The organism is Bifidobacterium miconis (assembly GCF_019331735.1).
Lineage (GTDB): Bacteria > Actinomycetota > Actinomycetes > Actinomycetales > Bifidobacteriaceae > Bifidobacterium > Bifidobacterium miconis.
The window spans coordinates 45,289-62,238 of sequence record NZ_JAHBBH010000015.1; the positions used below are offsets into that span (position 1 = coordinate 45,289).

Below are 16,950 nucleotides of genomic sequence, written 5' to 3' on the forward strand. Positions count from 1 at the left end.
TTATTGGGGGTCGGGTTTGATGTGCGCGTCCCTGATGTCCTCGATCATGGCGGTGCCGAGCCCGTTGCCGCCCAGATCGTGGTAGGCCGAGTAGATCTGTTCCGCGCGTTCCTTGATGTGGATGGGGCACACGTGCCCGTCCTCGACCTGCTGGTCGTTGATTTCCTCCAATCGAAGGAACAGGATCAGGCGCATCGCCCGTTCCAGCGCGCTGGGCTTCTCGAACCGGCGCAGGATCCACGCGGTGAACGTGCCGGTGGCCCCCGACCCGATCACGGCGGTCAGGACCACCGCCCACACGGGAATCGTCTCTGTCAAGTCATAGCCTTCTTTCCTTCCTACTTACTGTTTGAACAGGGGGTGGCTGGTTTTGTCGAACCATGTCAGGTTCTGGGATTGGAGCGCTTGCCAGTCGTTGGCCGTGTAGACGGCGCACTGGTATAGGGTGACCGGGCGGGTTGCTCCGTTGACCCACAGCAGAGCCGTTGACTGGTTGGACGAGTCGATGCGGAACTGGTAGGCGATCATGGTGTCCGTGCGCATGAACTGGCGGACATACGCGAGATCGCCACGCCCTATGGACAGTTCCGGGAATGTCTCGTCGACGACCGCGACGCCCACGTAATCCCCGACCGGAAGACCGCCGGCTTCCAATCCGATCGAATACCGATCGAAAGTGTCTGTCGGGGAGTACGTCCAAACGCCGTTGGCCTGCGAGCCGGAACACCGCCATGCCGCATGCACGCGCTGGCACGCCGGGTCCAACGACAGATTCTCGATGCGCGTCATGCGACCACCTCCCACAGGGAGGCAGCTACTGCTTGAACAAGGGGTAGTCCCGGTAGTAGGGGATGTCGAGGGCGAGTTTCTGCAGTGCCTGCCAGCCGTCGAGCGTGAACAGGCCGGCACGGCGCGGAGTGACGGAGACGCCGTCCATCAGCCACAGGCAGATTGGGGACTCGTAGTCGCGGTTGACCTGCGTGACCAGTCGTGTCTCGGTGCGCTCCAGCTCTTTGATCTTCCGGGTGTCGTTGTCGCCCAACGCGAACCGCAAGCCCATCGAGGGGATCGAGTCCGATTCCAGAACGGCCACGTACGAGCCGACGGTCAGTAGATTCTGCGGAGCCACGGTGACCGTGCCGTTCCCGCCGGCGTCCGTGTACGTCCACAAGCCGGTGGCTGTGTCCTGTACCGTCTGCAACTGCCACGTGTAGCCCTTGGTCTTGCCATCCGCCCACGGGCACAGATTCTCGAGGTACGTCATGCCGCCAACCCCCAGACTCGAGGGTCAGCAGCAAGAACGATGCGGAAGCTAAGCCCCCCCCCCAATGAGCCGCATGATCGAAAGGTCAAACCACGGCGTCGGCAGGATTTTGCCGAGCTGCTGCCAGTCCGCGAGCGTGCCGATGAACACGTTCATGACGCTGAAGCTCTTGCCGTTGGTTTTCGGGGCTCGGAACGTGACGCGCAGCACGCCGTTCGATGGAGCCGTGAACTCGGGGGAGACCTTGTTCCAACCGGGGTCGACGTTCGCGATCGGCGTTTTGCCGTCCGTTGCCCACAGTTGCATGACCGAACCGGTGGACGACGCGGTCTCCGCCGAATACCCGACGGATGTGCATGCGGCAACGATCTTCATGTTGGCGGGTACGCTGATGTCCATTTGGGCCCAGTTGTCCCCGTCCTCGGTCGCCGTCAGCATGATGCCCGGATGCTGGCCGACGGCCGGATTGTAGTCGGAGGACGCGTAAACCGTGCAGCGCGTCGTGACAAGCTGCCTCCCGGTATCCAGGAACCGGGCATTGGGATAGTAGTTGTTCAGCTTCATGCAGCCACCCCCAAACCGAGGAGGGAGGCGGTTAGAGGAAGAGCCGCTGTTCCGTGCTGTCCGGCACGGGCCAGTGGCCGGCTTGCCATGCCTGCCAGTCGGCTTGCGTGAACTCGGCGTGCGCGTGGGGAATCACCCACGCCGTGGCGGCCGGACCGCCCAACGAGAGCACGGGACCGTCCTTCGCGGTCGCCCATTTCGTTTCGACGAGGAACGCGCAGCGAGTCGTCTCGTTCAGGATCTGCGTGCCGCCGTTGTAGATGTCGATTCTCGCCGCATCCGATTTCTCGAACTCGAGGTAGACCACCAGCGGCGTGGACGCGAGCAGCTGTCGGGCCGGATTGCTGAGGCCCATGAACGTCGACCAGGTGATCGTTTCGTCCTTCTGCTCGTACTTCCACAGGCCGTTCGGCTGTTGCGTGGCCTTGCCCTGATACACGCTGTGATTGGACAGGCAGGCGGGGTCCTGAGACATGTTCACGATCTTGGTCATGCCGCCACCACCCAGTAAGAGTGAGCAAGGCGGCGAGCATGACCGCCGGATCTACATCCCCCCCCCATTATGGGTTAGTGGTCGGATGGTTTCGTCGATGTAGAAGCGTCCGAGTTTGGTCATTTGGTTGTACTCCTCGATGGTTGACAGTACGGTCACGTGGCGGAGGGTGATGTTGCCGCCGGTGACCTTGATGGCGCAGATGTTGCGTTCGAGTGCCTGCAGGACGAGCAGCCACCCGTTGTCGGACAGGACACGGCACAGGCCGGGAACATCAGCGGCGAGCATGGCGCTCCCCGAGCTCGCGTAGTGGACGACCGCGATCCCGTTAGCGGGGATCGGTTTCTGCGACGGTTGGACGGCGAACGAGTCCTCGCCGTCCTGCCGCGCGTAATACCAGTCGCCCTCCGCCTGTCTGGTTGCGTCGCAACGCCAGCACTCCCGCTTGGTCTGACACCGCGGATCGGTGTCCAGATTCTCGATATCCACGATTGATCTCCTTTCAATCCATGATGTAGAGCACGGACGGGCTGTTGCCTTCCGCGCTGGTGGCGAACGTGTACATGTCCGTGAGCACGCTCGAACCGGAGGCGGTGAGCTGGGTGAAATACACCGGCTTGGACTCGGTCATTTCGTTGGTGGCCCGATACCTGATGTGCATGTAGTACAGGTGCCCGCTGGCGAGGGCGGGCATCACGGTCTTCGAGTCGACGCGGGTCAACACGAGTTTGTCGGCGATTTGGAGCATCATCTGCGGGCCGACCGCGGTCGCGTCCAACGCAGGCATCGAAACGCCGATCGGCACCGACAAGGCCGGGCCGACGGTCACGGTCGGGAACACGCCGGACATCTGCGGGGCAAGCAATCGATCCAACGCGGCGGACGAGGTCGACGCGGTGGTGAACGGCTCGAACGTGACCCAACAGTCGACCTCGTATCCGCGCCGGTCGAACCACGCGCGTCCCTTATCACCGACCGGCACGCTGAACACCTGCCGGCGGTCCGTGTTGACCACGTACGGCACCCACTTGGACCCGTCGTAGCGTTGGATGTCGATGATCTGTGTGTTCGCGTCGTTGGTTTTCATCCAGATCTGACCGCGGACGGGCTTGTCCGGTGTCGTGTCCTGGATGACCATGCCGCCGTTCGCGTCGGCGTTCGCGCCGTCGTGGCCTTTGGGCAGGCCGAGGTTCAGGGTTTTCGGCCAGCCGCTCGTGAGCGTGGCCGTGGCTTTGGCGGCGGGGTCGAGGGTGGTGACGGTGCCGATCGTGATCTGCACGCTGGCGGCGAGTTTGTTGGCTCGGTCGATGCTCGCGTGCAGATCGTCGATCGCCTCGCGGATGTCGTCGAGCTTGTCCTGAGCGTCCGGGGACGACGGGTCGTAGACCGCGCGCTCCACCAACGCGTCGAACGTGCGCGTCATCACGGCCGTCGGGCCTTTGGCGATGCGCACGCCCATCGCGATCCTGCCGACTTTCGACAGGGCGCGGCGGGGCACGGGAACCTCGAACGTGGCCGTGTCCGCGCCGCTGACCGCGGTCATGGGTTCCTCGAACCCCAGATCCTGACCGGGATTCAGATTGTACTGGAGCGACGCCGACAGTCCGGTGGCTGGTATGGGCACGCCCTGGTCGGTGACCGCAACGCGCAGGACTCGCCCCTGCTCGTCGCCCGCGTTCAACCGGACCGAGGGAAGCCAGTCGTTCGCCGAATCGAGCGTCAGGTCGATGGTGCGGTATTCATCGAGACTCGCCATCAGCAGTCTCCCCGTTTCCGTTTTTCAACCGTTCGTTCTCCGCTCGCAGCTGGTCCGTGGCGGTCTGCAGGACGGCGATCTGCAGGTTCGCGTCGGCCAGCATGAGCTTCAATTTGTCTATGAGCTTGTTCGGATCAATATCCATGATGGTTGCTCCTTTCACTTGTTATTGGGCGACTCCGGCGTCCAAAAGGTCGTAGTCCCTCTGGGTCCACACCCTCTGCGCGCTTTCGTACTGGTCGAGCAGGGTCTTCGCCTCCGCCGTGTCCCCGTCGGCGAGCAGGCGCAGCACGTCGTGCAGCTGGTCCACGGACAGTTCCTCGATGCCAGCGGGCACCGTGTCGTACGAGCTCGCGTCGTCCAGGTCGACGCCGTCCGAGGCGAGAGCGATCATGCGGGATTCCAGGACGGCCGTGCTGGCGAGGCTGGCGGCCGCGGCCTTGGATGTCTGGGATACTCCGCTGGTTTTGTGGACCATGATGTTGTAGCTGCCGGCGATGAGGGCCGCGTAGGACTGGTTCATGTCCATGCGGACCTCGCCCGAGGATGTGGAGCGGATGTGGGCGGTGTTGCCTTCGAGGGTCAGGTTTGCGCGGTTGCCGTTGACGATTTCGACGTCGCTGCCGCTTGTCTGCAGTTGCGCGCCGTAGATGTATCCCCAGCCGCCGTCGCTGAAGGTCAGGCCGCCGGAGTCGTGGGACAGGATGCTGACCGTCGGGGAGACCATCACGTAGTTGAGGCTGCTGCCCACGCCACCAGTGTCGGTCAGCATGGTGCTGTTGGCGGTGCTGCTTCTGGTGGTGCCGGTTTTCAGGAATGTGGTCCCGTTGGCTTGCAGGCGCATGTATCCCGTGCTGCTCGACGAGCTGCCGGCGATCGAGAACAGTTCGCTGCCGCTTGAGTACAGGCTCAGTGCCGTGGATCCGCTCATGGTGATGTAGTTGCGGTCGTCGGGGCCCACGGTGTTGGCGCGCAGGGCGACGCGTCCGTTCGAGTCGAGCATGAGCCCGGCCACGACGCCCGTGGACGTGCTGATCTGGAAGCCGTTCGAGTCGATGATCGTGGACACGTTCATGCTGCCGAGGCTGCCGTCGATCTGGATGCGCCCGTCGCGCACGTACACGTACCCCGTGTCGAGGTTCCAGTACGAGTTGCCGCCACGGAGGATGCCCGTGTCTATATAGGTCGCGTTGATGTACAGCAGCCCGGCGGACAGGGCGATGCCCTGCGCCTGACCGTTGTTCGTCAGCTTGTTGAAGATGTAGGTCTGGGTCAGTTCCTTCTCGAAACTGTCGACCTGCGACTTCGACTGGTCCGTGGCGAACGCCTTCGACGCGGCCAATACGGCCGTGTCCCCATTATCCGCGTACGCTTTCGACGAGGCGAGCGTGGCAGCGTCGTTCGCGTCACTGTGCTTGTTCGCGTTCGCCTCAGCCGTGTTCGCCTTCGCGGTCGCGTCGGCCTTCGCGCTGTCGAGCGTGGTCTTGTCGCCGGCCTGAGCTTGCTCCTGGGCCCATTGCTGTGCTTCCTGTTTGAGCTGCTGCGCGTAGCTTTTCGTGGACAGGTCGCCCAGCGTCGTGTCCTCGCCGATCGAGGTTTGCGAGGACAGGCTGATCTCGCCGGTATCCAGATCGATGTAGTTCAGGCCCTTCTTGTCCGTCAGCCGGCCGGTTTTCACGAGCGCCGCGTCCAATACGCCGGTCTTCATATAGGTGGCGTTCAGATACAGGAGCCCGCCCTGCAGGTAGATGCCCTGCGTGGCCCCGTTGTTCGTCAACCGGTCGAAAATGCTGCGTTGGCCCAGGGACTCGTCGAGCGCGTCCACGTAGGCCTGGGCAGCCGCCTTCGCCGCGTCGCTGTCCGACTTGGACTGGGCCTTCGCCGCGGCCAGCGCATCCGATGCCTTGGTCTCGGCGTACGAGTTCGCGTCCGAAAGCGTCTGGTCCGCGTACTGCTGCACGGTCTTGCCGCCGACCAGCGCCCGCGCCGCGAGACTGACCTCGCCGGTGTCCAGATCGATGTAGTTCAACCCGGCCGCGTCCGCGAGGCGACCGGTGAAGAGCGTGTCGGCGAAGATGCCCTTGCCGTTGGCGAGCGACCGGAAGTTCCAGTCGCCGTTCGCTTTCCTGCTGTCGGCGATGCGCCAGTAGCCGCCGCCGATCTGGATGCACTGGGTGGGCTGCTGGTCGCGTGGCTTGTCGTACACGTAGATGCCCTGGCCGGGTACCAGGTACGTGTAGCCGCCGGTCGCGTTCATGATCTCGTTGACGCGGTTGATCAGATCGCCGATGTACGGGCCGCTGCCGGCCGCGGCGCTGTTCCACGCGCCGCTGCTGTTGATGAGCTTGTCGAGCTGCTGGCGTTGGGTGTCCTGCCTGCCGGTGAGGGTTTGGACGATGTTGCCGAGGGTGATGGTGGTTTCGGCGTTGCCGCCTCCGAGGTGTTCCTCGATCTCGAGGATGCGGCCTTCCAGTCGCAGCGGCGTGGGGAAGGTGGTGTCGATGATCTGCACGCCGTCGCCGATGTCGGTGCCTTCGGCGTCGTATCCGGCTTGGCCCAGGCTGATCACGTCGGCCTCGTAGCTGACGGACGGGTGGTTGTGTTCCTTGAGGTATGTCTTGGCTTCGGCGAGGAGCTGTTTGGGATCCTCGCAGTCGCCGTTGTCGTACTGGCCCTCGCTGTGCCGGCGTCCGCCTTGCCCGTCCGGTAGTCCCCACGTGGCGAGCATGGTGTTGTCGTCGATGTAGGGTTTGCCGTTGTTGATGTCGGCGAAGGTGATTTTGCGCGAGTAGCCGCCGGTGCTGTTGCCGTCGTCGTCGGTTGATTCGACGCCTTTGCCGTAGGCGTAGAGGCGGGTGATGGGTCGTTCGGTGTTGACGGTGCGGCGGATGCCGGTGAGGTCTTTGCCGTAGGTGAAGCGTTTGCCGGTGTCCGGAGTGCCGCGTCGTTCGAGGAGGCTGATGGTTCTGGCGCCGATGCCGTCGCCGGTTTGGTTGGCGGTGTAGCTGGTTTCGAGTTCGAGGCCGTAGGTGTCGCAGATGTTTTGCAGGGCTTCGAGCACGCTGATGTGGTAGAAGGCGAGGTCGGCTCGTTGGGTGGTGGTGCCGGCCTGGACTGTGCCTATGGTCCAGCGCGTGTTTTCGAGGGCTTTGGCGAGGCAGCCGCCGGCGGTGGTGTCGCGGTTGCGTTTGTCTTCGATGAGTGTGGTGGCGAGTTCGTTGACGGCGTCGACGGCGGTGACGGTGGTGGCCGGGGTGCCGTTGGTGCGGTTGGCGTCGGTGGTATCGACTTCGTATTCGCGGATCCGGTTCATGGAGTCGGCGAATACGAGTCGGTCGCCTTTTTCGACGTCCTGGTCGGTGATGAATTCGATTTTATCGGTGCCGTCGATGTTGCGGGTGCGCGTCACCGTGCCGATGGGGATGATTTCGCCCAGATAGGCGTCCCATCGGCTGTATTGGGAGAGGCGCATGGTGGTGTCCTTTCTAGATGAGGGTGAGTGGCTGGTAGGCGATGGTGCCGGTGCAGTTGGTGCAGGTGATGGTGGTGGTTTTCGGCAGGATCGGGAAGTAGTCGCTGTCGATGGTGACGGGGACGAGGTTGCCGGCTATCCGTGCGGTGGATTGGCTGGTGTCGATGACGATTTGGCCGGTGATGGCCGTCCCGCGGTTGATGGTGATGTGGTGGCCGCGCTTGTCGGCTACGGTGATGGATTTCGCCCCGTTGGCCGGGGTGAGCGTGTAGGTGGGCCATGCGGGGCGGTTGCCGTCGACGCGGACGAGGTTGTCGCCGGCTTTCAGGGGTTTCGACCGCTGCCGGTCGTACAGGTACGGGTCGGCGTCGATGGTCAGGTCGCATTCCGCGTAGGTCCATACGCCCCACGACCACACGTCCTGCCAGGCTCCGACGGTGATGCGGCCACGGTATTCGCCCGGCAGGTTTCGCCATCGTATGGTGCCGAGGGTGCCGGCGAGCGCTCCGATTTTGGTTTTGGTTTGGAGTGCGTCGTTTTCGTCGCCGATGGTGCGTAGGTGGAGGGTGATGGTTCGGCGGTTGGGTATGGCGGATCCGATGGCGTCTTCGAGGCTTTGGTCGATGGGTGTGTGGCCGGGGATTTCGGTGATGGTGGTGGTGGGTTGGGTGGCGTCGATTTCGAGGGCGGCGTTGGTGAGCCATGTGCCGTAGTGGCTGATGGGTGTGTTGTTGAGGGTGAGGCTTTGGTTGTCTACTGGGAGGAGCGAGCGGTGGTATTGGCTCATGGTGTGTTGGCTCCTTTACTGTAGGCGTCCGAGTTCTTTGTTGAGTGCTGGGGCGAGGGTGTAGGCGAGGGTTTTGGGGTCGAGTTGGAGTTTGAGGATGGTTTGGGTGAGTGCGGTGATGATGGCGGTGGTGATGGCGGTTTCGGTGAGTTGGTTGGGTGTGGTTTGGGTGGTGGGGTTGTTGGGTGTTGTGGTGGTGGGTGTTGTTGGGGTGAGTGCGGTTTCGTATTGGTTTTGGACGGTTTGGGCTGCGGTTTGGGCTGCGGCGGTGGCTTTGCGGGTCATGTCGTCGATTTGGCTGATCATGGCGGGTGTGCCTTGTTTGATGCCGAGGCTTGCGCCGGCGGGTATTTGTTTGCCGACTTGGTCGCGGAAGACTCGGGACGGGCTGTGGATGCCGAGTGCGTTTTTGGCTTTGTCGACGAGGCCGGATAGGGCGTTGCGGATGTTGCTGTAGAGGCCGCCGATTGCGCCGCTGATGCCGTTCCAGAGGCCGCTGATGATTTGTCGTCCGGCGTTGAGGAGCCACGTGCCGGCTCCGGTCACGGCGCCCATGACGGCGTTTTTGATGCCGCCGAGGATGCCGCCGAGTGCTTTGACGGCGCCGCTGGCGATTTGCTTGAAGCCTTGCCAGACTTGGTTCCAGTTGCCGCTGATGATGCCGGAGACCACGTTGACGACGCCTTGGATGACGGTGACGATTCCTTGGATGATCTGTCCGACGCTGTTGATGACGCCGGTGATGTAGGGGACCATGCTTTGGAATGCGGGCAGGAGCGTGCCGGTGATGAATTTGACGACGGCGCTGACCACGCTGGCGACTTTGGTGGCGATGCTTTGGATGATGGGCAGCAGTTGGTTGATTAGGCTCACCACGGCTTGGACGACCTGCTGGACGACCGGTTGCATGCTCAGGATGAGCGGGGTGATCGTGGAGATGAGTCCGCTGATCGCTTGCAGTACCGTTTGGATGATCGGCATGAGCGCGCTGCTGATCGTGGCGATGATCTGGCCGATGGCCGATATCACGTTGACGATCAATGGCACGAAGCTCGCGATGAGTGTTGCAAGCGGAGGCAGGGCCGTGGCGACGATCTGGCCGATGATCGGGATGAGCGTGCTGATCAGGCTCATGAGCGGTGTGAGGATCGTCGGGATGAGCGGCAGGAGGGCCTGCATGATGCTGCCGACCATGGGCAGGAGGATGCCGATCGATTCGATGATGGCCGGCATGATGGCGGATATCATGCCTTGGACCGTGGCGATCAGCTGGTCGAAGATGGGTTGCAGCGTCTGCAGCGTTATGACGAGATTTGCTATCAGCATGCTCATCTGCGCGCCAAACGCTTCCTGCAATGCGGGAGTGGTGGCGATGAGCGCGGCGAGCGCTGCGGTGATCATGCCCAGCGGTCCGCCGACGATGCTCAGGGCTCCGCCGAGTCCGCCGAACGCTTCGCCGATGATGGGGATGTTGACCAGCAGGTCTCCGAGCAGTCCGGTGGTGAATGCGCCGAATGCCGCGGTGATGGGCGCGAGCATGGGGGCGATCGACGCGGCCACTTGGCCGAGTCCGCTGAACGCTTCCTGGAATTGCTGCGGCAGCAGGGATTTGAGCTCGTTGAAAATGTCGGGGATCGCGGAGACGAAGCCCTTGACGATTTGCCCGATGCGTGGGACCACGTTTTTGAAGACGGTCACGATGCTTTCGACGAGCTGCTGGGTGAGACCGGACATGTCGGCGTCGTCTTTGCCGAGTTCGGCGAGCCAGTTCGACCACGAGGCTTTCATCATGCCCATCGCGCCTTCGATGGTGGTCGCGGCTTCGCGGCTGGTGGTTCCTGCGATGCCGAGCTTTTCCTGCATGACGTGGATTGCGGCGACGGCGTTGGCGAAGCTCGTGGACGAGCCGTCGACGGTGACGCCGAGTTTCTTCTGCACGTCGGTCATCTGGGAGGCGTCCTTGATGAGCCGCTGCATTTCGGTCTGGGTGCCGCCGTAGCCGAGCTTCAGGTTATCGAGCATGGTGAAGTTGCCCTTGGCGAAGCCCTGGTACGCCATTTGCAGGGAGCCCAGATCGGTGCCCATCTTGTTGGCGTTGTCCGACATGTCGACCAGCGCCTTGTTGCCCATGTCGGCGGCCTTGGCTGTGTCTCCGCCCAGTGAGCCGACCAGGGAGGCGGCGAACGACGTGACCTGGTTCATGTAGTCGTTCGCGCTCACGCCGGCGGTCTTGTACGCTTCGGCCGCGTACTTCTGCACGGTTTTGGACGAGTCCTTGAACAGCGTGTCGACGCCGCCGACGGCCTGTTCGTAGGTTGCGTACGCGTCGAGTGCTTCCTTGCCGGCTCCGAGCAGCGCGGCGCCGATCGCCGTGGCCGCGGAGGCTGCTACGGCTTTGAGCGATTCGAGTTTGGCGCTGCCCTGCTTTTCAAGTTCGTCGAGACTGTCCTCGGCGCCTTTGCTGCCTTGGCGGAAGTGTTCGGAGATGCTGGATGCGGCCGACGAGGCGTAACCCGGCAGTTGGCGCAGCACGCCGCTGGCGGCCGTACCCACGTTGCCGAGATAGGATCCGACGAGAGAGCCGGTGACCTTGAAGGGCGCGGCAATCGCCGATCCCACGGTGCGGAACGGGGCCGGCACTTTCGCGGCCACGTTCGACGCCACCGTGCTGACGCCGGAAAGCGCGTTACCGACTCCGGTCTTGACCGTGCCGAACGCTCCGGTGATGCCGGTGCCGACGGTTTTGAACGATCCGGTGACTTTGACGGCAGCCGCTTGCGCTTTCAGCCCGATGCTGTTGAACGCTCCGGTGATCCCGGTCGAGCCGGCCATAACGGTTCCGCTGAATCCCGCCGTGAACGCGTTGCCTGCGGACTTGGCCGTATTGGCGATACTGGAAACGAAGCCGTTGGCCTTATTGATGATGGGCTGGAACAGGTCGACGCCGGAAACGGCGCGGACAAGGCCGCCCATGCTGCCCGCCAAACCGGTGAACGTCGACTTGCCGCGTTCCAGGCTGGACAATCCGGCCGTGAATTGGCTGGCCATCGTCTTGAACGAGGATCCACTCTTAAGACTTGCGGCGGTCAGCTCCTCCTGCGCGGTCTTGAGCGTATCCTGAGCGTCTTTGAGATTGCCGGTCGCGGCGGTGACGGAGATGTTGGCGAGCTTGAGGCGTTCCTGCGCCGCGGTCAGCTTTTCGGCCGCGGCACGGGCTTGAGCGCTTTCGGCTCCGTGCTTCTGCACGGCCTGCGTGTACGCGTCCTCGGCCTTGATGGCCTGGGCGCTGGCGTTGGCTTGGGCGATGCGCGCCTTGCTGAGGGATTGGCTGGCGCTGGCCACGTCCTTCTGCAGCTGCTTGATGCCGACACTGTCGCCCAGGCCTTTGGTGGCGTCCTTGGCGCTGTTCTTGAATTCCTTGCCGAGCGTGGATCCGGCCTTCGCGCCGAATCCCTTGGTCGCATCGGCGAACGACTTCGAACCTTCGCTGCCGGCGGACTGCATCTCGCTGCGCACCGACTTCTTGAAGCCGGTCATGATCGGATAGATGCGGGCCGCCGCGGTCGCCACTATCTTTGCCATCCCCGTACCTCCTTTGACGTCATGGATCTATGGATTGGATGATGATTTCCTCGTCGAGTTCCGCGAGCGCCTGGTCGATTTCCTGTTGGGTGGCTTGTGCCCGGTTGATGCGGGTGTTCATGTTCCAGGGCATGATGCGGTCGGCGGTTTTGCTGTCGGGCAGGGTTGCGGCGAGTTGGAGGAGTTCGACGAGGGTGGATGGGTAGGCCCAGCCGGCGAGTTCGGCGCAGAGTGGGGTGTTGGTGTCTTTGGCGGCTTGGGTGATGAGGTCGTCGGTTTCTTGCCAGGTGATTTGGGTGCCGATTTGGTTGATGCCGATTCCGTATTTTTCGCGTAGGGTTGCGGTGATGGTTTGTCGGTGGTCGCGGATGAATCGGGCGAGGTCGGTTATTTTCCCATGGTTGCGCCGGTGATTTTTTGGATGGTGGCGAAGTAGTCGCTGGCGATGGCGGCCATGCTGGCGACGGGTTCGGTGGTGATGGTGTCGACGGTTTCCTTGTCGCCGAGGCGTTCGAGGAGGGTGATGACCTGTTGGACGGCGTCGTCTTCGTTGTCTTGGGTCATGGCGTTGATGTCGGCGAGGCTGAGGGTGAGTGGGAGGGTGACTCGTTTCTTGTCGGGGAATTCGGCGATGAACTGGTTGCCGCCGATGATGTGGCGGGGGCGGCTTTGCTTGGCGAGCTGGTTGATGGCGTCCTGTTCCTGCTGGTCGGTCCAGTTGTCGAAGTTGATGGTGGCGAGGTCGGTGGTGGTCATGTGGTTCCTTTCGTGGGTTGGGTGGGTATGGGAAGGCCCGCGGCGTTGGGTGCGCTGCGGGCCTTGGTTGGATGGGTTTACTTGCCGGTGTCGGGGGTGGTCGGGGTGGTTGTGGTGGTCTTGGGCGGGATGAGCCACTGGCGGTAGAAGCCGCCCCATTCTTCGTTGCGGATCCAGTCGAAGGTGATGGCGTTGCCGGGGTTTTCGCCGCGGGTTTCCTGGTCGGGTTCGACGGTTTGGATGCGGGCGAGGCCGTTGCGGCGGCGCGTGTAGCCGTTCTTGTATTTGACGGCCTGGAAGAGGGGGAAGGTGGCGTCGTTGTCCCCGTCGACGATGATCATGCCGTTTTTGTCGGGGGTTTGCCGGTGGTGAGCTGGATGATGAGTTCGTTGAATTCGGCGGCGGTGATCTGCAGGGTGCGGGTGCGGTCGCCTCCGAGCTTGTATCCGTCCTGCCAGAAGTCGATGTCGTCGCCTTTGTCGCCGCCGTCCTGTGGGGCGCCGTCGGTTTTGATCAGGCCGACTTTGACGTATCCTTCGGGCAGTACGAGCGGGTCGGCGGCGCCTTTGTCGGGGTCGACGTAGGTGGGGGTGCCGGTGAGCTGGACGGCTACGAAGCCGGTGATGGGGATGAGGACTTTGGACAGGTCGTTGCCTTCGGCGTCTGCTGTCATGCTGGTTTCCTTTCTTGGTTGGTTGGGTTATGCGGGTTCACCCGCGCAGTGGTATTCGACGGTGAGGTAGGAGTGTGCCACGTCAGCGGGGTCGTCGATCGGATAGGGGCCGTTGCTGGTCTCGACGCTGGTGATGGGACTGTGTTCGGCTTGGCTGATGGCCGGATCGGTGAGGATCCCGGTGATGAGCCTGGCGAGGTCGTCGCATGCCTGGTCGTTTTGGCGGGTGCCGGCCCGAATGTTGACGGCGATGGACTGGTCGTATTGGACGAGGTCGTATTTGGTGGGCGTGAGCTCGTCGATGGTGATAAGCGGCCGGGCGAGCGGGTAGCGGATCGTTTTGGGTGTTTTCGTGGTGACGGTCGCGTCGACGTCGCGTTCGGCGAGCCGGGCGGTGAGATGGGCGACGGTCCAGCGTTTGAGGTCGGCTGGCATGAGGATCATGTGACCATCCTCATCGCGTTGGCGAGCGTGTGGTGTTTGGATTCGACTTCCATGGCGTGGTCGCAGTCGTTGGTGACCTGCCAGGCGTTGCGGTATTGGAATTCGACGTGTTCGACCGCCAGGCTGTTGCGGTATTCGCCGGTGTCGACCGGTGCGATCGTCGCGGCGATGTCGAGCGCCTGCATGGCTTTTTCCCGGCACAGCTGGTCGACGCCCGGTTCCTTGAGGATCGTGTTGAAGAATCCCTGGTTGAAGTGGATGTCGATGCCGCCCACTTTGGCCATTAGCTGCCTCCTTGCACGGTTTCGAGGTCGGCGACGAGCGTGGGCCGCCACGCGGTGAACGGGTTGGTGTCGTCCGCCGGGATGCCGGTCACCCTGTAGATCGCGTCTCCGACCTGGATGCGGTCGTGTTCTCGGATGTCGATATTGGGGTTGGGCACGATCAGCTGTTTGATGGTGGTCGTGCCCATGTCCCTGGGATTGTCGCCGTCGACGGTTTCGCTGCTGGCCGTGCTGGCGATGTAGCCCTCGAAGGCGAGCTGGTCGGGATCCGACCAGTCCTCGTCGTAGGCGACGCCGTTTTCCAGGATGGGTTTGGCCCGCAGTCGGGTCATGGCGGTCAGGTGGGCCATGGTGAAGCCGTCGTCTTCGAGCGAGTCGTCGAAGAACGTGGTGGTTTCGTCGTCGTTCACTGTGGCCCCCAGTTGAGTCGGTACGGTTCGAGCATGTCCTTTTCGATGGAGAGGAGCTGCAGGCCGAGCGGCGCGCCGCCCGCGGTCAGGTAGCTGACGGACGCGCCGTTGACGGATTGGCTGGCCACTCCCGGTTGGGTGCGGGCTCGTTTGGCGAGGTTGCGGAGGAGTTCGAGGATTTCCGGCACGTCCTCGGGCGGGTAGCCGTGGTTGAGCTGCACGGCGACCGCTCGGGGACGGTCGGGCCAGTAACCGTTGCGCAGTCGGATGACGCCGGCCGCGCTCCAATCGCACTGGTCGAGGATGTCCTGTCCGTCCACGCTGATCGAGTCGACCGAGTTGATGTGCTTGGTCGGCAGGGTGAGCGTGCGTCCGCCGTACGAGTCGACGGTGAGCAGTTCGTCCGTCGGAGGGCAGACGTGCCAGCCGCAGTAGCGTCGGATGACGGATTGGGCCGCGGTCTTCCACCATTGCGCGTCGATCGTCGGGTTGGCGACCATGTCCTCGTATGGCATGCGCTGCCTCCTTTCGACGGTCAGGCGGTGGCGGTGGTGACGGTGATGGCCGCGGTGGTGTTGTCGGTCTTGGTCAGGGTGCCGCCGGTGATCTTGCCGGACGCGTCGGCGGTCAGGGCGATGCTTTTGACGCCCACGCCCGCAGCGCCCGCCGCTCCCGCCGGGCCGGCGGGTCCGGTCGCGCCGGTCGCGCCCCTGGCACCTGCGGCGCCCGCCGGGCCGGCCGGGCCGGTGGCTCCGGCGTCGCCCTTGGCTCCCTGGGGGATGCCGATGGTGAGCACTCCGTCGGCGAGCGTGGCCGTGGGCGTCGCGTCGGCGGCGAGCTTGGTGGCCTTCACGCTGGTGATGGACTGTCCGCCTCCGGCGCCGCCGCTGAGGGTGATGGGATTGCCGTCGGCGTCGTAGAGGGCGATCTGGCCGGTGGCCGCGTCGGGATCCTTGGCCTGGTTGACGACTTCGAACTGTGCTGCGCTCATGTCACGCCTCCTTTCCGGTTTTCTTCGCCTTCGCCGTCCTGGCGGCCCGGTTGGCCTTGGCCTCGTCGGCCGTGAGCACGCCGGCGACCGGCGCGAACGGCTCGGCCGGCTCGGCCGGTTCGGCCGGCGCCGTGGGCTCCCTGTCGGCCGGTTCGGGCTGGGCGGGCGCGTCCTCGGGGCGGTAGCGCACGCCGTTGATGATTCTCATGTCGACGCCCATGGCTCACTTGCCTTCCAGGACGACGAAGAACGCGGGACGCCAGACGACCTGGGCGGCGCGCAGTTCGGCGCGCACGTAGGTGAGGTTGCGGGCGGCGTAGTCCTTGTGCTGGTTGAACGCCTCGACGCTCAGGCCGCTGCGGTCGAGCAGGGCGAGCTGCTTGAAATCGCCGACGATGATCTTGCCGGGTTCGATCTGGTCGCATTCGACGAGCGGACGGCTCCACACGGTGGTCGGGCCGACGGAGAACGGGCCGTTGCCCATGAACCGCTTGTTGACGTCCTGCATGAGGTCGATCTTCTCGGCGTCCTCGGGGTTGATGAGGATCGCGTTGGCGGACGCGCCGACGTTGCGCAGCTTGGTCAGGCTCTTGCGGATCGCGATGACGATGTTGCGCGCCTCGTCGTCCGCCTTGGCCCATTCGCCGGCCTGCACGCCGGTGGTGTTGAGCAGGCCCTTGGGCTGGCCGTTGGTGCCGCTGCCGTTGAGCAGCGTGTCGGCGAGCTTGAGGCCGAAGCTGTAGTCGAATTCGCTCTGCAGGAAGCTGGCCATGGCCTGGTCGTCCTGCAGCAGCTGATTGGTGACGGTGTAGCCGTCCGCGTACTGGTAGACCTTCGCGGTTTCGAGGTTGGTCGCGAACGTGGACTGCGGTTTGATGGTGTCGGTCGCGTCGTCGCCGGTGTTCTCGGGCACGATGCCGGTGTTGCGGGTCACGCTGGTGATCTGCAGGTATTCGAAGTCGCCGCTGGTGGTGCCGCGGCTGATGTAGTCGAGCAGGGTGACGGCGGGACGGTTGACCAGGTCGACGGCGGGCATGCGCACGTTCTGCGGCTGGCCGATCTGCGTGCCGATCGCGTTGCCGGCCTTGGACTGGTAGTATTCGGCGAGGCTGCCGACCGGGGTCTTGGCGATGCGGATGTCGCCGCCCACGCCGAACGTGTCGGCGTTCTTGTGCCACTGCTCGTACGCCTTGCCGGCGGTGAAGCGCTGGCCGAGATCACGGCCCGGCGCGTCCTCGGCGTCGTTGTCGGCCTCGCCCGCGGTGATGTCGCCGGTCTTGAACAGCGCGTCGATGCGACGCGTGTTCTCGGTGGCCTTGGCGAGCACGGTCTTGAGGTTTTCGGCTTCGGAGGCGTGCTGGTCGAAGGCGGTCTGTTCGTCGGCGGTCAGGTCGCGGCCTTCGGCGCGGGCTTTGGCGAGGATGTCCTGCGCCATCTTGACGTGCTTGTTGATTTCGTCCTGGATGTTCACTGT

The 16,950-nt window shown here is 63.7% G+C and carries 22 protein-coding genes; 1 reads left to right on the forward strand and 21 read right to left on the reverse strand.

The genetic code is table 11. From position 1 onward, the window contains the following. Genes KIH79_RS06650 through KIH79_RS06700 form a run of 11 tightly spaced genes read right to left on the reverse strand, consistent with a single transcriptional unit; the run spans position 1 to position 11,918 of the window. Positions 1-318, reverse strand: coding sequence for a hypothetical protein (locus KIH79_RS06650; RefSeq protein WP_219058700.1), 318 nt, complete (start codon positions 316-318; stop codon positions 1-3). Between the two features lie 24 nt (positions 319-342). Next, a complete protein-coding gene (locus tag KIH79_RS06655; RefSeq protein WP_219058701.1) occupies positions 343-789 on the reverse strand; it encodes a hypothetical protein in 447 nt (148 codons plus the stop codon). Positions 790-814: 25 nt separating this feature from the next. Continuing rightward, a complete protein-coding gene (locus KIH79_RS06660; protein ID WP_219058702.1) occupies positions 815-1,264 on the reverse strand; it encodes a hypothetical protein in 450 nt (149 codons plus the stop codon). Between the two features lie 48 nt (positions 1,265-1,312). Then, on the reverse strand, positions 1,313-1,828 hold the full coding sequence (locus tag KIH79_RS06665; protein WP_219058703.1) for a hypothetical protein: 516 nt from the start codon (positions 1,826-1,828) through the stop codon (positions 1,313-1,315). A gap of 31 nt (positions 1,829-1,859) precedes the next feature. Beyond that, a complete protein-coding gene (locus KIH79_RS06670) occupies positions 1,860-2,321 on the reverse strand; it encodes a hypothetical protein (protein WP_219058704.1) in 462 nt (153 codons plus the stop codon). A 51-nt stretch (positions 2,322-2,372) separates the two neighbouring features. Continuing rightward, complete coding sequence (locus tag KIH79_RS06675; RefSeq protein ID WP_219058705.1) at positions 2,373-2,810, reverse strand: hypothetical protein; 438 nt, start codon at positions 2,808-2,810, stop codon at positions 2,373-2,375. 13 nt (positions 2,811-2,823) lie between these two features. Further along, positions 2,824-4,077, reverse strand: coding sequence for a BppU family phage baseplate upper protein (locus KIH79_RS06680; protein WP_219058706.1), 1,254 nt, complete (start codon positions 4,075-4,077; stop codon positions 2,824-2,826). Then, positions 4,061-4,222, reverse strand: coding sequence for a hypothetical protein (locus tag KIH79_RS06685; RefSeq protein WP_219058707.1), 162 nt, complete (start codon positions 4,220-4,222; stop codon positions 4,061-4,063). The genes KIH79_RS06680 and KIH79_RS06685 overlap by 17 nt, the downstream gene beginning before the upstream one ends. A gap of 21 nt (positions 4,223-4,243) precedes the next feature. Beyond that, positions 4,244-7,549 carry a phage tail spike protein gene (locus KIH79_RS06690; RefSeq protein WP_219058708.1) on the reverse strand — a complete coding sequence of 1,102 codons (3,306 nt, stop codon included), beginning with the start codon at positions 7,547-7,549 and terminating at the stop codon, positions 4,244-4,246. Between the two features lie 13 nt (positions 7,550-7,562). Next, positions 7,563-8,336 carry a phage distal tail protein gene (locus KIH79_RS06695; protein WP_219058709.1) on the reverse strand — a complete coding sequence of 258 codons (774 nt, stop codon included), beginning with the start codon at positions 8,334-8,336 and terminating at the stop codon, positions 7,563-7,565. A 15-nt stretch (positions 8,337-8,351) separates the two neighbouring features. Then, positions 8,352-11,918 (reverse strand): hypothetical protein, encoded by a 3,567-nt coding sequence (locus KIH79_RS06700; protein WP_219058710.1) that lies wholly within the window; start codon positions 11,916-11,918, stop codon positions 8,352-8,354. A 34-nt stretch (positions 11,919-11,952) separates the two neighbouring features. On the opposite strand from KIH79_RS06700, the gene KIH79_RS06705 reads away from it, so the two are divergent. Continuing rightward, a complete protein-coding gene (locus KIH79_RS06705) occupies positions 11,953-12,255 on the forward strand; it encodes a hypothetical protein (protein WP_219058711.1) in 303 nt (100 codons plus the stop codon). Between the two features lie 50 nt (positions 12,256-12,305). Here the strand turns inward: KIH79_RS06705 and KIH79_RS06710 are convergent, their stop codons facing one another. The 10 genes from KIH79_RS06710 to KIH79_RS06755 all read right to left on the reverse strand — a co-directional run bounded on the left by KIH79_RS06710 (position 12,306) and on the right by KIH79_RS06755 (position 16,947). Continuing rightward, entirely contained in the window at positions 12,306-12,674 is a 369-nt protein-coding gene (locus KIH79_RS06710) for a hypothetical protein (RefSeq protein WP_219058712.1), read from the reverse strand. Positions 12,675-12,751: 77 nt separating this feature from the next. Then, positions 12,752-13,015: a hypothetical protein gene (locus KIH79_RS06715; RefSeq protein ID WP_219058713.1), complete on the reverse strand. Its 264-nt coding sequence runs from the start codon at positions 13,013-13,015 to the stop codon at positions 12,752-12,754. Beyond that, positions 13,012-13,347 carry a hypothetical protein gene (locus tag KIH79_RS06720; RefSeq protein ID WP_219058714.1) on the reverse strand — a complete coding sequence of 112 codons (336 nt, stop codon included), beginning with the start codon at positions 13,345-13,347 and terminating at the stop codon, positions 13,012-13,014. The genes KIH79_RS06715 and KIH79_RS06720 overlap by 4 nt, the downstream gene beginning before the upstream one ends. A gap of 27 nt (positions 13,348-13,374) precedes the next feature. Continuing rightward, positions 13,375-13,791 carry a hypothetical protein gene (locus tag KIH79_RS06725; protein WP_219058715.1) on the reverse strand — a complete coding sequence of 139 codons (417 nt, stop codon included), beginning with the start codon at positions 13,789-13,791 and terminating at the stop codon, positions 13,375-13,377. Next, complete coding sequence (locus tag KIH79_RS06730) at positions 13,788-14,075, reverse strand: hypothetical protein (protein WP_051924082.1); 288 nt, start codon at positions 14,073-14,075, stop codon at positions 13,788-13,790. The genes KIH79_RS06725 and KIH79_RS06730 overlap by 4 nt, the downstream gene beginning before the upstream one ends. After that, the gene (locus KIH79_RS06735) at positions 14,075-14,485 is read right to left on the reverse strand and encodes a hypothetical protein (protein WP_219058716.1); all 411 of its coding nucleotides are present in this window, start codon (positions 14,483-14,485) and stop codon (positions 14,075-14,077) included. Before KIH79_RS06735 ends, KIH79_RS06730 begins: the two co-directional genes overlap by 1 nt. Continuing rightward, positions 14,482-15,000, reverse strand: a complete 519-nt coding sequence (locus KIH79_RS06740; RefSeq protein WP_033496576.1) for an enolase-like domain-containing protein — start codon at positions 14,998-15,000, stop codon at positions 14,482-14,484. Before KIH79_RS06740 ends, KIH79_RS06735 begins: the two co-directional genes overlap by 4 nt. Positions 15,001-15,020: 20 nt before the next feature. Then, complete coding sequence (locus KIH79_RS06745; protein WP_219058717.1) at positions 15,021-15,476, reverse strand: hypothetical protein; 456 nt, start codon at positions 15,474-15,476, stop codon at positions 15,021-15,023. A 1-nt stretch (position 15,477) separates the two neighbouring features. Continuing rightward, positions 15,478-15,684 carry a hypothetical protein gene (locus tag KIH79_RS06750; protein ID WP_219058718.1) on the reverse strand — a complete coding sequence of 69 codons (207 nt, stop codon included), beginning with the start codon at positions 15,682-15,684 and terminating at the stop codon, positions 15,478-15,480. A gap of 15 nt (positions 15,685-15,699) precedes the next feature. Then, positions 15,700-16,947: a phage major capsid protein gene (locus KIH79_RS06755; protein WP_219058719.1), complete on the reverse strand. Its 1,248-nt coding sequence runs from the start codon at positions 16,945-16,947 to the stop codon at positions 15,700-15,702. Positions 16,948-16,950 lie beyond the last annotated feature (3 nt).

Bases quoted from the DNA above. Each gene is read 5' to 3' on its own strand.
- KIH79_RS06750 (WP_219058718.1), bottom strand. From the start codon at position 15,684: ATGAGAATCATCAACGGCGTGCGCTACCGCCCCGAGGACGCGCCCGCC.
- KIH79_RS06665 (WP_219058703.1), bottom strand. From the start codon at position 1,828: ATGAAGCTGAACAACTACTATCCCAATGCCCGGTTCCTGGATACCGGG.
- KIH79_RS06720 (WP_219058714.1), bottom strand. From the start codon at position 13,347: ATGACAGCAGACGCCGAAGGCAACGACCTGTCCAAAGTCCTCATCCCC.
- KIH79_RS06680 (WP_219058706.1), bottom strand. From the start codon at position 4,077: ATGGCGAGTCTCGATGAATACCGCACCATCGACCTGACGCTCGATTCG.
- KIH79_RS06710 (WP_219058712.1), bottom strand. From the start codon at position 12,674: ATGACCACCACCGACCTCGCCACCATCAACTTCGACAACTGGACCGAC.
- KIH79_RS06685 (WP_219058707.1), bottom strand. From the start codon at position 4,222: ATGGATATTGATCCGAACAAGCTCATAGACAAATTGAAGCTCATGCTG.
- KIH79_RS06655 (WP_219058701.1), bottom strand. From the start codon at position 789: ATGACGCGCATCGAGAATCTGTCGTTGGACCCGGCGTGCCAGCGCGTG.
- KIH79_RS06690 (WP_219058708.1), bottom strand. From the start codon at position 7,549: ATGCGCCTCTCCCAATACAGCCGATGGGACGCCTATCTGGGCGAAATC.
- KIH79_RS06740 (WP_033496576.1), bottom strand. From the start codon at position 15,000: ATGCCATACGAGGACATGGTCGCCAACCCGACGATCGACGCGCAATGG.
- KIH79_RS06700 (WP_219058710.1), bottom strand. From the start codon at position 11,918: ATGGCAAAGATAGTGGCGACCGCGGCGGCCCGCATCTATCCGATCATG.
- KIH79_RS06695 (WP_219058709.1), bottom strand. From the start codon at position 8,336: ATGAGCCAATACCACCGCTCGCTCCTCCCAGTAGACAACCAAAGCCTC.
- KIH79_RS06745 (WP_219058717.1), bottom strand. From the start codon at position 15,476: ATGAGCGCAGCACAGTTCGAAGTCGTCAACCAGGCCAAGGATCCCGAC.
- KIH79_RS06725 (WP_219058715.1), bottom strand. From the start codon at position 13,791: ATGATCCTCATGCCAGCCGACCTCAAACGCTGGACCGTCGCCCATCTC.
- KIH79_RS06730 (WP_051924082.1), bottom strand. From the start codon at position 14,075: ATGGCCAAAGTGGGCGGCATCGACATCCACTTCAACCAGGGATTCTTC.
- KIH79_RS06660 (WP_219058702.1), bottom strand. From the start codon at position 1,264: ATGACGTACCTCGAGAATCTGTGCCCGTGGGCGGATGGCAAGACCAAG.
- KIH79_RS06715 (WP_219058713.1), bottom strand. From the start codon at position 13,015: ATGATCATCGTCGACGGGGACAACGACGCCACCTTCCCCCTCTTCCAG.
- KIH79_RS06670 (WP_219058704.1), bottom strand. From the start codon at position 2,321: ATGACCAAGATCGTGAACATGTCTCAGGACCCCGCCTGCCTGTCCAAT.